Below are 13395 nucleotides of genomic sequence, written 5' to 3' on the forward strand. Positions count from 1 at the left end.
TTTATGAAAGGGAGTCATTTTATGAAAAAAAATAGCAGTTCAATTCGATCTTTAGTAGCAGTATCCATTTGCATACCTTTTTTCACAGGATGTGCAAACGTAACGACCGGCACCGGCGGTACAGCCGTTACCGGTGCGGCTGCAGGAGGTGCCAGTGCGGGCGCCAATGCCAGTCTGGAACGTTGTGATAAAACACTGGGCACACTTGCTGTCGATGACGGCAGGGAAGCAAACTGGTACCACAGTTTTGGCAGTGCTACCAGCATTACCACAATCGAACCACTCATTCGGCTTGCGGTTCAGCAATCAAACTGCTTCGTGCTTACTTCCATCGGTAATGCACGGACAGATAGCCGCCTTTCCCGTATTACTGATATGCAGCGTAACTCCGGTGAATATCGTGCCGGCTCGAAACAGCAAAAAGGACAACGTGTCGCTGCAGATTACTATATGGAGCCGCAGATCATCATCGACAATGATTCGACCGGAAAAGTCGGTGCTGCAATCGGAGGAGCATTCAACCCGCTGGTCGGTGCACTGGCTGGCGCTCTTGAAACCAAGGTTTCCGTCGTCACACTGTCGCTGTTCGACATTCGTTCCAGTGTCCAGATTTCCATCTCGGAAGGAAGCTCAACCGCCAATAACTACGGCGCTGCATTGGGTGGATTTGGTGGTGGTGCAGGCGGCGCCCTGGGTGGTTTCTCACGTACTCCCGCAGGCAAGGCGACAGTCGCTGCTTTTTTCGATGCTTATAACGGAATGGTACGGGCACTCAAACATTATGAAGCACAGAAGGTAGAAGGAGGATTAGGACGCGGCGGAGCACTCAAGGTCAACTGATTCTCGTTTTTCAGGATAATCGGATATATCCGGGAAAAATAAAAAATCTCCTGATGGTGGGATCCATATCATCAGGTGTAGTAGTTGAGATCTGATCTGACAGTTACCCGATTTGACGAGTGCCTGTTAGATCAGATTCAGTTATTCAATTCGGTAATTTTATCGTCCCATATCTCCTTTGCGTCAATTAAAGTTTGCATCGGGGTGCGTCCACAGCACATTTTTCCCTGGTGAGTCCGCACACTGTTGTAGTACGCCATCCAATCATCCAGATCGTGTTGTAACTCTTCAATGGACTGGTAAATCTTGCGCCGGAATGTCACCTGGTAGAACTCCTGCAAGATGGTTTTGTGAAAGCGTTCGCAAATACCGTTGGTCTGCGGATGATTGGCTTTCGTTTTGGAATGTTCGATGTCATTGAGTGCCAGATAAAGCTGGTAATCATGATTTTCCGGCTTGCCGCAATATTCGGTACCGCGGTCGGTCAGAATGCGAATAATGCCCATACTCTGTTCAGCAAAGAACGGCAGTACCCGGTCATTGAGCATATCAGCTGATGTAATTGGTGTTTTGTTGGTATACAGCTTCGCTGCTGCCCACTTGGAATAAGTGTCGACGAAGGTTTGCTGGTAAATTCGTCCCACACCTTTGAGGGTACCGACGTAAAAGGTATCCTGACTACCGAGATACCCGGGGTGAGCCGTCTCAATTTCGCCTTGAGCAACATCATCTTCCTGCTTCTTCTCCAATGCTTGCACCTGTGCTTCGGTCAGCACTGCCCCAGTCTCAGCAATATGTTTCTCCAAGGCTGACAGACGCTTCTTGAACGATTCCAGATTCTGGCGCAGCCATACCGAACGGACACCAGACGGAGAAACAAAAATTCCATGCTTACGCAGTTCGTTGGAAACACGAACCTGACCAAAAGCCGGTTGCTCCAGAGCAAAGGCCAGGATCGCTGCTTCCGTCGCTTCTTCTACACGGTTCTTGATATTGGGCTTACGTCGGTTTGCATCTATCAGAGCTTCAACACCTCCTGTTTCCACAGCTGCCTGATAGCGATAGAAAGTATCGCGAGAAAAACCCATCACCTTACAGGCACGGGATACATTGCCAAGCTCAGCTGCCAGATTAAGCAAGCCAATCTTGTGTTTAATGATTTTATGATGAACACTGCTCATGGGATTACTCCTTTACGCTTTCGCGTTTGGTTGATAAAGATTCGCACCTCTATCAAACCGGGTAATCCCACCTCTTGGCAAGACCTGCTGTCAGATCAAATCTGAACTACTACACATCAGGAGATTTTTCTTTTCAAGGCACCAATGAGCAGATCGTGTAACACACATCAAATCCCTTCAGCACTCCACCGTTGTCAGCATCGTAACTTCAGGAATTTCAGGATTTACTCAGTAACATCACCATAATACTTCTCCCCGATCCGTATTTTTTCCCTGCCATGCTCCACTCGCCATTTGTTGGTATCTCGCAACGAATAGGCGCAGCCACAGTATTCCTGCATATAGAATTTCTCCCGTTTGCTGATTTCCAGCATGCGCGCAGAGCCTCCTTTTTTGCGCCAGTTACACGTCCAATAAGTGATCCCCGGATATTGCGCTGCTGCTCTCACACCGCTGTCGTTGATCTGATCCATATTTTTCCAGCGGGAAATACCCAGTGAGCTGGAAATGACATCGAATCCGTTTTCATAGGCATACAAAGCCGTACGCTCAAACCGCATGTCGAAACACATGGTGCAGCGGATTCCGCGTTCAGGTTCCATTTCCATTCCCTTTGCCCGTTTGAACCAGTCATCCATGTCGTAATCAGCATCGATAAACGGGATACCATGCTTCTCGGCAAAACGGATATTTTCATCCTTGCGTAAATCGTATTCCTTACGCGGATGGATATTCGGGTTGTAAAAAAAGATGGAAAAATCGATTCCGGAAGCAACGATGGCTTCCATGACTTCACCCGAACAGGGTGCACAGCAGGAATGCAGCAGTAACTTTTTACCGTTCTCCGGCAGTTCCAGTTTTTCACGTTCCATTTTCAATTTACCCGCAACACAGTTATTCATTGATTTTCAACCTTCTTCCGACTTATCCGGGACAGGCTCACTCCGGCATCCGGTTTTTCCAGACAATCCACAACACTATTATAGACCCGGGAGTCTGTAAAACTCCCTGATGATAGAATCGACAGAAAACCATCATAGAACTTCAATCAGAAGATCATGTTCACTTCATTGAGACTGACCCACTTCAAAGCCTGGCAAGACACCGGCATGATTGCGCTGAAACCGGTTACCGTTTTGCTGGGCACCAACTCATCAGGTAAATCTTCACTCATCCAGAGCCTGCTGCTGTTGAAACAAACGGTGCAATCTCCGGATCGTTCGATCCACCTCAACCTGGGTGGAGATGAAATCAGCGATTTGTTCGACTTTGGCCATTTCGATGAGGTAATAAAACACGGTACACCCTCTCCGCGCGAGTTCTCGATCACATTTACCTTCCAGACTGCCGGACAATCACGAATAAACAGCGGCGAGTTTTCCTGCAGCTATCGGCAAACGGCAACTGGCGTCACTGCGATTCAGGAACTGGTATTGTCCGCTGCTGAACATCGTTTCCGCGCGATACGGCGAGAAAAGGGAAGCTACGCAATCTTCACTGATGATGAAACCCGGCCGCGCGCCAAAGGTGAGCAGCTTGCACCGGAGCGTTCCATCGCACTCCCTGCCGCCGCCATCGTCGCACTGGGCAGCACTGGCGCTCTCGCTGAAGATATCAGCCTTGCCATCCGGCGCGAACTGGAAAATATCTGCTATCTGGGCCCGCTTCGACGCAAACCGGAACGTGATTACGTATGGAACAAAACGACTCCCGGTCAGATCGAGAGTGACGGTCACCGTGCCATGGATATACTGCTCTCCAGTGCACTGATCAAAAATGACAAACAGAATGAAATTCTGGATGAGGTTTCCTTCTGGCTGAACAGAATGAAAGTGGCAGAGAGGCTGGAAATCAGGCAACTGGGTCGCTCCACCCGCTATGAAATCGTGGTGCATAAAGCGGGAACTGCCACTAATCTGCGTGATGTCGGTATCGGCGTATCGCTGGTTCTGCCAGTATTGATCACAGCCTGTTTCGCACCGCCGGGCAGCGCCGTCATCCTGGAAGAGCCTGAAGTACACCTCCACCCGCTGGCACAGTCGGTACTGGCAGAATTTCTGGTGACGCTGAGCCGATCACGCCACATCCAGTTCATCGTGGAAACGCACTCGGAGCATCTGTTCCGCCGTATGCAAACACTGATCGCACGAAAAGAAACCTCAGCTGAACAGGTCGCCATGTTTTTCGTGGAAAAAGAAGCAAATAACGCAGTATTGCGAACACTGGAAATTGACACATTCGGCCGGGTAAGCAACTGGCCCGAATACTTTTTTGGAGATGCGCTGGGCGAAACACGTGAACAGGCACGATTGTTGCATGCCCATCACCAGGAACAGCACAGAAAATGAAGCAACGTTATGTGGTGGATACCAACGTGCTGATCACAGCCAGTGCGGCTGATCCGGTTGCCCCAAAGGACATCGACGCGACACCGCAGGATCCTGCACTCAGATTTCAGGTGTGGCAATGGCTGGTCGAATTTGAAAGCAGTCCGGCACGACTGGTGCTCGATTCAGTCGGCAAAATCAAGGAAGAATATGACCACAAACTCGGGTTCAACGATTACGGAATTCAGGTCGTAATCCATAAATGGAGTACCTCGGCAGTAGATAACGTAGATGTGCAATACGATGCCGATGGCCATGCCGTGCTGCAGCCCCCCCTGGATTCGGTGGTATACGACCTGGCAGACCGGAAAATGGTCGCTGCCGCACTGGCAGCCCTGAAGCTCTACGGTGAAAGCACGATCGCCTTCGCCGGCGATACCGACTGGCATGACTGGGAACAAGCACTGATACATGCCGGGTTGTCGCTGGAACCCCTCATTGAAGACTGGTCTCGCGCCAAACACGCCGAAAAGGCAAACAGATGACCTTCTTCTATTTCTCTAATATTCCCCATCAACCCTGGCTGGAAGAAATACATTCTTAAGAAACTTCTGAAAAACGACTTGCGTTGATATGTGTTAATTAACAACATACAATCCAGCATGATCAGAATCTTTCGTCATAAGGGGCTTGAAGCCTTCTTCAAAACAGGAAATAAGGCAGGTATCCAGCCGAATCATTCCAGAAAATTACGACTGATGTTGACCGCACTGGATAATGCCAGGCAACCCGATGATATGAATGTTCCCGACTGGAAACTACACCGGCTGATTGGTGATCACGCAGATCACTATTCTGTGCAAGTAAACGGAAATTGGCGCATGACTTTCATTTTTGAAGGTGAAGATGCTGTTCTGGTCAATTACCAGGATTACTATTAAGGAAGCTGAACACATGAGCAGAATGCATAACCCGGCGCATCCAGGTGAAGTGTTGCGGGAATGGATACCGGAGAACATAACCATCACGCAAGCGGCAAGAGAACTACAAATTTCCCGTGTCACATTATCTAAAGTTTTGAATGGTAAGGCAGGAATAACCGCCAGTATGGCATTACGCCTTTCAGCATGGCTTGGCACCAGCCCGGACATTTGGCTGGGGATACAAACACAGTGGGATTTATGGCAGGCTCAGCAACAACCTGTACCTGATATAAAACCACTGGAAAGATTACCAGTTTAAATAAATCGGGATCATTATCCAGTTTGCTTCAGGGTGATTGAGGCTGCCTGGTAAATGAGATACTGATAACCATGACTGAATTCTTCCGTTTCCCCAATACTCCCCACCTGCTCTGGCTGGGAGAGGGTCAACCCAGAGATGACAAGATTTTATCCGATGCGGAAGTAGCCGCACTGCTGCGGGATGAAGTGCTGATCGAGGAAAAACTGGATGGTGCCAACCTGGGGATCTCCTTGGATGAGCAGGGTGAACTGCGTGCACAGAATCGCGGCCAGTATCTGCCGCAACCTTTTTCCGGACAGTTCTCCCGCCTGAACAGCTGGCTTGGCCAGCATGGAGAGAATCTCAGACAAACGCTGACACCGGAACTGATATTGTTTGGTGAATGGTGTGCCGCCAGACACTCACTCGATTACGACAAGCTGCCTGACTGGTTTCTGCTATTCGATGTTTATGATCGTAAAGCAGGCAAATTCTGGAGCCTCGAACAGCGCAATCGACTGGCTCAGGAATTGAATATCAGTACGGTGCCTCTACTGAAACGCGCCAAGGTCACACGGGATCAACTCATCCGGCTACTGGATGATACCTGTAGCCGGTACCGCAGCGGAAAGGTCGAAGGGATCGTCATTCGCTGTGACTCCCCGCTCTGGTGTGAAAACCGGGCAAAACTGGTCAACCGGGAATTTGTTCAGACCATCGAAGATCACTGGCGCAGCCGGGCAATCGAATGGAATCTGGTAAATACCGGGTCAGTAAAATACAGATCATGATTGTAATGCAGTCATCCTGCGAACACTCACACCCGATGAATTCCCACCCGGTTATGCAGCAAAATGGGGCCTTCTGGTCAATCTGGCAGTGACAATACTCGGACTGATACTGACACTGGTGCTCTGCAATGATTCGATATCGCCATGACCGCCATCAGCGTACTGATTCTGGCGCTCAGGCACTGATGGATAAACGGAACTCTTCGTCTCAATGGTAGCGACAAAGTATGCCAGCTTTATCCATCTTTACAATGCCATCACGCCAGAGCTGAGCTACTCTGCTTCGTTCAACGGGATTCCCAGTGCCCTGGCAACTCCTTCACCATAAGCCTGATCCGCTTTCAGACAATTGGCGATATGCCGAGCCTGAATTTCCCGCGGTGCTTCACCAATCGAACGTGCAGTATTGTCGAACAGTATCTGCTGCTGCGCGGGACTCATGAGCCGGAACAGATTACCCGGCTGGGTATAGTAGTCTTCATCCTCACGATGATTCCAGTGAGCAGCGGCGCCCTCCAGTGCCAAAGCCGGCTCTGCATACTCAGGCTGCTGCTGCCACTCCTGATAACCATTCGGCTCATATCCCAGGGTACTGCCATGATTGCCATCGACGCGCATGGCGCCGTCACGATGATAATGATGGAAAGGACAGCGGGCTGCATTGACCGGAATCTGATAGTGATTGACACCCAAACGGTAACGCTGTGCATCACCATAGGAAAACAGCCGTCCCTGCAGCATTTTGTCCGGTGAAAAACCGATTCCCGGAATGACATTGGCCGGGTTGAACGCAGCCTGTTCGACTTCGGCAAAATAATTATTCGGATTACGATTCAGCTCCATCACGCCGACTTCGGTCAGCGGATAATCGTTGTGCGGCCAGACCTTGGTCAGATCGAACGGATTATAGGGAAGACTGGCTGCATCGCTTTCCGGCATGATCTGCACAAATAATGTCCAGCGCGGGAATTCACCATTTTCAATGCTTTCGTACAGGTCACGCTGATGACTTTCCCGATCCTTGCCGACCAGTGCTTCCGCCTCGGCATCGGTCAGGTTTTTGATACCCTGCTGTGTTCTGAAATGAAATTTCACCCAGTAACGTTCCTGTCGGGCATTGATGAAACTGAAAGTATGGCTGCCGAAACCGTGCATGTGCCGATAGGTTGCAGGCAGACCGCGGTCACTCATGACGATGGTAATCTGATGCAATGCTTCAGGAAGCAGCGTCCAGAAATCCCAGTTGTTGCGCGCACTGCGCAAATTGGTTCGTGGATCGCGTTTGACGGCATGATTGAGATCCGGAAATTTCAGCGGATCACGCAGAAAAAATACCGGCGTATTGTTGCCAACCAGATCCCAGTTACCTTCTTCAGTATAAAACTTGATGGCAAAACCGCGAATGTCACGCTCTGCATCGGCAGCGCCCCGTTCTCCCGCCACCGTGGAAAAGCGAACGAAAAGGTCGGTTTTTTTCCCGATCTGAGAAAAAATCTTTGCCCGCGTGTAACGAGTGATATCGTGCGTCACTGTAAAGGTACCGTAGGCACCGGATCCCTTGGCGTGCATCCGCCGCTCCGGGATCACTTCACGATCGAAATGAGCAAGTTTCTCGAGAAACCAGATATCCTGTAGCAACATCGGGCCGCGCGGACCGGCAGTCATGACATTCTGATTATCCGCTACGGGTGCACCGGCACTGGTGGTCAGCTTCTTTTTGGCGTCATCCATTTTCACTCTCCTTCAAGTAGTAATGTTCATACCCCTCTTTTCACCTTTCTTTCCAGCGTGTATTTACTCACCCCCTTTGTTTTCACCGGAAGCTGATTTACTTACTATCCGGCGGAACCGTCTGATTGCGAAAAACACGATGGTCACGATGACCGGTATCGCGATACCGGTCATCAGTTCGATATCGATATTCAGCCCTGCCGCCTTGGCGGCTTTCAGCCCGTAACCGGTAATACCGAGCAGGTAGTAACTCAGTACGACCACTGACAGGCCCTCCACCGTCTCTTGCAGACGCAGTTGCAGATACGCCCGGGTATCCATCGACCTGAGCAGATCCCGGATTTGCGATTCCATCGAGATATCCACCCGGGTGCGCAGCATCGAAGTCGCCCGCTCCACGCGCAGTGACAATGTTTCAAGTTTGGACCAGACCAGATCAAAGGTACTCATGGCTGAGGTAACCCGCTGTTTTCTGAATTCGTACAACATCTGCAGTCCCTCGATACGCTCTTCACGCAATTCTGTGATTCGCTGCTGCATGATCGTGTGATATGTCTGCGATGCACTGAAACGATGACTGGACTGAGCAGAGATTCTTTCGATTTCTGTAGCCAATGCAGTCAGTTTTACCAGCAGCAGCTGTTCATCTTCGATAGAGTTGGGCGCGATATTGGTTGATATCAGCTCTGTCAGTTGATCGCCATATCTTTCCAGCTGGGGAATGATTTCGCGCGTCGTGGTCATCGGCAGAATCGCCAGCATACGATAAGTCTCGATCTCGAGCAGACGCTGTACCAGCCTGCCAACCTGGCGGCTGCGCAAGTTATCATCATGAATCAGAAAACGGGTAAATCCATCCGGATGAATCTGGTTATCACTCCAGACACTGGCGCTCCCTGCCGAAACCTTGGAGCCGATCACCGTGTTCGAGGAAAACAGGGAGGACAGCTCACTCATGCTGCGGCTGGGGCGCCTGCGGTCTTCCAGTGCAATATGCGTAGCGACCAGCACTTCTCCTGGCAGTTTCTCCAGCCATTCCGGAGGAACATGGGCGATGGCAGGCTGAGCAAAAGGTACCTCGAACGGGCCTTCACTATAGAAAGTATAAGTGGAATATTCCGTATGCCGTTCCCAACGCAATTGAAAACCACCCAGTTCGACACTCAACTGATCGAAGGCGCCATTGAGCATCCGGATACCGAAATGTTCACAAATCTGGACGATCAGCTCACGCTCCCTGTTCACCCACTGTCGGTCTGAAAGCAAGACCAGATGAGAAAGCTGTAACGGGATATTGACCAGTTCATAAACATCTGCATTCAGCTCGGTATGCAGTAACCGTCGCTCGGAATACTCCGGCAGACCCAGCGGCCCGTATTTCAACAAATTGTCGGTCATAATCTGAAAAATTTTTCTAATAATTGAAAATCCGGTACTAATTCCATAAATCCAGCAACAACTTGGTTCCCAGCAAATAGAGCAAACCTGCAAAAATTTTTCTGAGTAACGCTGCCGGCAGAACATGTGCCGCTCTGGCCCCCAGCGGTGCTGTCACCGTACTCGCCAACCCCACCGTGATCAGAGCAGGCAGATAAATATAGCCCAGTGCATAATCCGGCAACGGCTGTGTCAGCAGCAGACCATTGATGGCATAGCCCGCCGCACTGGCCAGCGCAACCGGAAACCCGACAGCGGCTGCCGTACCGATGGCATGGTGCAACCGGATCTGGCAAGCAGTGAGAAACGGTACCGTCAGTAATCCCCCGCCAATTGCCACCAGGCTGGATAACGCACCGATCACGCTGCCGGCAGCAAACATACCGGCTTTTCCCGGCAGAACATGACCCGTACCCGGCTTGAGATTGAGCCACATTTGCGTGGCTGCGAAATAGATGAACAAAACGAAAATGATACCCAATATCCGGCTCGACAACTGGCCGGCCAGAGTGGAACCAGCCAGCGCACCCGCAATGATTCCAGGCGTAATATAGCGCACGATCCACCAGTTCACGGCACCATGGGCATGGTGAGCACGCAGGCTGGAAATCGCGGTCAGGGTAATGATCGCTGTCGTCGTTCCCAGTGCGATATGCAGAATATGGTCAGCCGGAAAACCCAGAGACATGAAAACGGAAGCCAGTATCGGCACCATCAGCAGACCGCCGCCAATGCCCAGCAATCCCGCAAAGAAACCGACTGCACTCCCTGTCAGCAGGTAAACCGGCCATGCTTCCATACTTGGGATATCTCACTGGTGATTTCAGCTATCCTGATGCACAAGCATGAAAATATCAGGAACAGGCAAGTGCATGGCATCACGACTGCAGCTTTGCTTCGATGAATTTCCATTCCGATGGATCGACGGGAGTAATGGACAGCCGGTTACCTTTCTGCAGGATACGCATACCGGCCAGTTCAGGATAGCTGCGCAGCTCCCTGAGGGAAAGCAACCGGGTTTTACGAAGAAACCGGACTTCGACATTGAACCAGCGCGGATTCTCGCGCGTCGATTTTGGGTCGAAATATTTGCTGGCCGGGTCGAACTGTGTTTCATCCGGATAAGCAAGCCGTGAAACTTCGACGACGCCGGCAATACCTGGTTCGGGGCAGCTCGAATGATAGAAGAAAGCCATATCTCCAGGCTGCATCTGGTTGCGCATGAAATTACGCGCCTGATAGTTGCGCACACCATCCCAAGGTACGGTCTGCCCTGGCCGAGCAGCAAGGTCATCGATACTCACTTCCGACGGCTCTGATTTCATCAGCCAGTAACGCATATTTTTACGAATATGAATAGGGAGAGAACTGAAACTACTAAAAGAAAAGAGGGGTCCCCGCGAATGCCGTCAGGTTGTTATCTTGAACCACAGGTTCAAGAGTGGCCGCCTGTCGGCCGCATCAGGCATGCTCCACGAGAGAGTACGCACAACAGCGACCATTGACTGGCAGCCAGATACAACGAATTGGTTCAAAGAATACAAACCTTGACAAACACCGCAGGGATTAAATCTGTTGTAATTGCTCTGGCACACAATACACGCCGCGCTAAATTATTCGATTTTATTCTTATAAATTCTTATAAATGCCCTGGTCGGTAAGCGCGTCACTCACCCTGCACTCCAGCAACTCGATTCTACGCTTAAATTCATTCATGTCAAAACCACGCTGTGAACGGATACTGAGCAATTCATGGGTCATGCTGATGGCGGCGGCAATGGCAATCTGTTCCGTTCCGGCAATTTTTCCTGCAGATTTTATCTCCTGCATTTTTCTGTTGAGACAGGAAACGGCGAGCAGCAACTCTTCACGTTCTTCCCCGGAACAATGGATACGAAATTCCCGCCCCATTACGGCTACATTCAAAACAGTATCTTTGTTCACTTCAACCCTCGGGCAGATTATTCAGTAAAACCTTGAGGCGTTCGGCTGCGGTTTGCATCCGCTCGGCAAGCTGGCGGTTTACCGCCTCCGCATTTTCAAGCAGACGATACAATTTGGCATTTTCCTCACGAGTTTCCTGATACAACCTGATCAGCAGGCCGATCTTGTCTTCCAGCGACTTCAATTCATCATCCATCAGCGATTCCGTTCCCACCGGCACGGAATGAAGCACTTTATCCGCTGATCATATCCGTTGCATGGCAGCACCACCACAAAGAGCACATACAAACCTTGCTGATTTTTTATCATTATCGTGACAGGATCGTATCAACGGCTTGCGGCAGTGTTTCAGGGTAATCCCGGCTGAAGTGCAGTCCGCGACTCTCGTGCCGCAGCATTGCGCTCCGAACGATCAGATCGGAAGTACACACGAGATTGCGCAGTTCGAGCAAATCACTGGTCACCCGGAAATTGGAATAGTACTCACCGATTTCCTCACTCAGCAGCCTGATGCGGTGTTGCGCCCGCTGCAAACGTTTGCTGGTGCGCACGATACCTACATAATTCCACATAAAACGGCGCAACTCGTCCCAGTTATGGGAAATCACGACTTCCTCGTCGGCATCGGTCACACGGCTTTCATCCCAGTCCGGTAACGGCAGATCTGGCGCAGGAGAGCGAACCAGAATATCCTCGACCGCCGAAAGACCAGTGACCAGACATTCCAGCAAAGAATTACTGGCCAGGCGATTGGCGCCGTGCAGACCGGTATGCGCCGTTTCACCGATGGCATACAGATTGTCGAGATCAGTCCGTCCGCATTGATCGGTCATGATCCCGCCACAGGTATAGTGAGCTGCCGGGACGACCGGAATGGGCTCACGAGTGATGTCGATGCCCAGTTCCAGACAACGCTTGTAAATAGTTGGAAAATGCTGCACCAGAAAATCGGCTGGCTGGTGGGAAATGTCCAGAAATACACAATCCAGCCCGCGTTTTTTCATTTCGAAGTCGATTGCACGCGCCACGATGTCACGCGGAGCAAGTTCGGCTCGTTCATCATGCCGAAGCATGAAACGCTCACCATCGGGCAGCTTCAGTATACCCCCTTCCCCCCTCACTGCTTCAGTGATCAGAAAGGACTTGGCATGCGGATGATACAAGCAGGTGGGATGAAACTGGACAAATTCCATATTGGCAACACGGCACCCCGCACGCCACCCCATGGCAATACCATCCCCGGTAGATACATCGGGATTAGTGGTATAGAGATAAACTTTACCCGCACCGCCGGTGGCCAGAATCGTATTACGTGCCGCAATCGTGCGCACTTTTCCGGCGCGGATATCGAGCACATAAGCGCCGTAGCAGCGGTTATTTTCCCCGGCATGAGACAATTTCTCGCTGGTGATCAGATCGATTGCAATGTGGTGCTCCAGCACGGTGATATTCGGATGTTGTGCTGCCTGTCTGGTCAGTGTAAGTTGCACCACTTTACCAGTGGCATCACCAGAATGAATGATGCGACGCACACTATGACCACCCTCACGAGTCAGGTGATAACCGGTTTCATTGTGATCATCCCGCGTAAAATCAACCCCTCTGGCAATCAGCCATCTGACAGCCTGTGGACCGTTTTCCACGATATGACGGGTCATGGTTTCGTTACACAAACCTGCACCGGCGATCAGCGTATCGCGGATATGTGCTTCTGGTGAATCTTCGATCGACAGCACGGCGGCAATCCCCCCCTGCGCCCAGGCACTGGAGCTGTCATGCAATGTCCGCTTGGTCACCAGCGCGACCTTTTGGGTTTCTGCGAGATTCAGGGCAAGTGTCAGCCCGGCCAGACCGCTGCCAATGATCAGTGCATCGAAACGAAGTGGTTGCATGAATAACGTTGACTGCTCAGAAATGATG

15 protein-coding genes and 1 other RNA gene are annotated in these 13395 nt (G+C 50.9%); 6 read left to right on the top strand and 10 right to left on the bottom strand.

The window, feature by feature from the left end; all coding sequences use genetic code 11:
- Positions 1-21 precede the first annotated feature (21 nt).
- Complete coding sequence (locus HRU73_RS07745) at positions 22-840, top strand: hypothetical protein (protein ID WP_287398329.1); 819 nt, start codon at positions 22-24, stop codon at positions 838-840.
- A gap of 137 nt (positions 841-977) precedes the next feature.
- On the opposite strand, the gene HRU73_RS07750 is transcribed toward HRU73_RS07745, so the two are convergent.
- Together HRU73_RS07750 and HRU73_RS07755 are read right to left on the bottom strand one after the other, a co-directional pair.
- On the bottom strand, positions 978-2021 hold the full coding sequence (locus tag HRU73_RS07750; RefSeq protein WP_287398330.1) for an IS481 family transposase: 1044 nt from the start codon (positions 2019-2021) through the stop codon (positions 978-980).
- Positions 2022-2245: 224 nt separating this feature from the next.
- Positions 2246-2923 carry an epoxyqueuosine reductase QueH gene (locus HRU73_RS07755; protein WP_287398331.1) on the bottom strand — a complete coding sequence of 226 codons (678 nt, stop codon included), beginning with the start codon at positions 2921-2923 and terminating at the stop codon, positions 2246-2248.
- 156 nt (positions 2924-3079) lie between these two features.
- Here HRU73_RS07755 and HRU73_RS07760 point away from each other — a divergent pair, with 156 nt between their 5' ends.
- From HRU73_RS07760 to HRU73_RS07780, 5 genes are all read left to right on the top strand, one after another.
- Positions 3080-4369, top strand: coding sequence for an AAA family ATPase (locus tag HRU73_RS07760; protein WP_287398332.1), 1290 nt, complete (start codon positions 3080-3082; stop codon positions 4367-4369).
- Positions 4366-4893 carry a hypothetical protein gene (locus HRU73_RS07765; protein WP_287398333.1) on the top strand — a complete coding sequence of 176 codons (528 nt, stop codon included), beginning with the start codon at positions 4366-4368 and terminating at the stop codon, positions 4891-4893. The genes HRU73_RS07760 and HRU73_RS07765 overlap by 4 nt, the downstream gene beginning before the upstream one ends.
- A gap of 117 nt (positions 4894-5010) precedes the next feature.
- Positions 5011-5289 (top strand): type II toxin-antitoxin system RelE/ParE family toxin, encoded by a 279-nt coding sequence (locus HRU73_RS07770; RefSeq protein WP_287398334.1) that lies wholly within the window; start codon positions 5011-5013, stop codon positions 5287-5289.
- A gap of 13 nt (positions 5290-5302) precedes the next feature.
- Entirely contained in the window at positions 5303-5590 is a 288-nt protein-coding gene (locus tag HRU73_RS07775; RefSeq protein WP_287398335.1) for a HigA family addiction module antitoxin, read from the top strand.
- A gap of 71 nt (positions 5591-5661) precedes the next feature.
- On the top strand, positions 5662-6363 hold the full coding sequence (locus tag HRU73_RS07780) for an RNA ligase family protein (protein ID WP_287398336.1): 702 nt from the start codon (positions 5662-5664) through the stop codon (positions 6361-6363).
- 273 nt (positions 6364-6636) lie between these two features.
- Here the strand turns inward: HRU73_RS07780 and HRU73_RS07785 are convergent, their stop codons facing one another.
- The 8 genes from HRU73_RS07785 to nadB all read right to left on the bottom strand — a co-directional run bounded on the left by HRU73_RS07785 (position 6637) and on the right by nadB (position 13367).
- Entirely contained in the window at positions 6637-8094 is a 1458-nt protein-coding gene (locus tag HRU73_RS07785; protein ID WP_287398337.1) for a catalase, read from the bottom strand.
- Positions 8095-8157: 63 nt separating this feature from the next.
- Positions 8158-9492: a DUF3422 family protein gene (locus tag HRU73_RS07790; protein ID WP_276818098.1), complete on the bottom strand. Its 1335-nt coding sequence runs from the start codon at positions 9490-9492 to the stop codon at positions 8158-8160.
- Positions 9493-9529: 37 nt separating this feature from the next.
- Positions 9530-10330 carry a sulfite exporter TauE/SafE family protein gene (locus HRU73_RS07795; protein WP_011112425.1) on the bottom strand — a complete coding sequence of 267 codons (801 nt, stop codon included), beginning with the start codon at positions 10328-10330 and terminating at the stop codon, positions 9530-9532.
- Between the two features lie 79 nt (positions 10331-10409).
- A complete protein-coding gene (locus HRU73_RS07800; protein ID WP_276818097.1) occupies positions 10410-10871 on the bottom strand; it encodes an EVE domain-containing protein in 462 nt (153 codons plus the stop codon).
- 50 nt (positions 10872-10921) lie between these two features.
- A non-coding RNA gene (ssrS, locus tag HRU73_RS07805) (6S RNA) lies at positions 10922-11100 on the bottom strand.
- A gap of 60 nt (positions 11101-11160) precedes the next feature.
- Positions 11161-11475, bottom strand: coding sequence for a cell division protein ZapA (locus HRU73_RS07810; protein ID WP_276818096.1), 315 nt, complete (start codon positions 11473-11475; stop codon positions 11161-11163).
- Position 11476: 1 nt separating this feature from the next.
- A complete protein-coding gene (locus tag HRU73_RS07815) occupies positions 11477-11671 on the bottom strand; it encodes a hypothetical protein (protein WP_011112428.1) in 195 nt (64 codons plus the stop codon).
- A gap of 112 nt (positions 11672-11783) precedes the next feature.
- Positions 11784-13367: an L-aspartate oxidase gene (nadB, locus tag HRU73_RS07820; RefSeq protein ID WP_287398338.1), complete on the bottom strand. Its 1584-nt coding sequence runs from the start codon at positions 13365-13367 to the stop codon at positions 11784-11786.
- Positions 13368-13395: the final 28 nt, after the last annotated feature.

The sequence above is a fragment of the Nitrosomonas sp. H1_AOB3 genome, assembly GCF_015709435.1.
GTDB lineage: Bacteria > Pseudomonadota > Gammaproteobacteria > Burkholderiales > Nitrosomonadaceae > Nitrosomonas > Nitrosomonas europaea.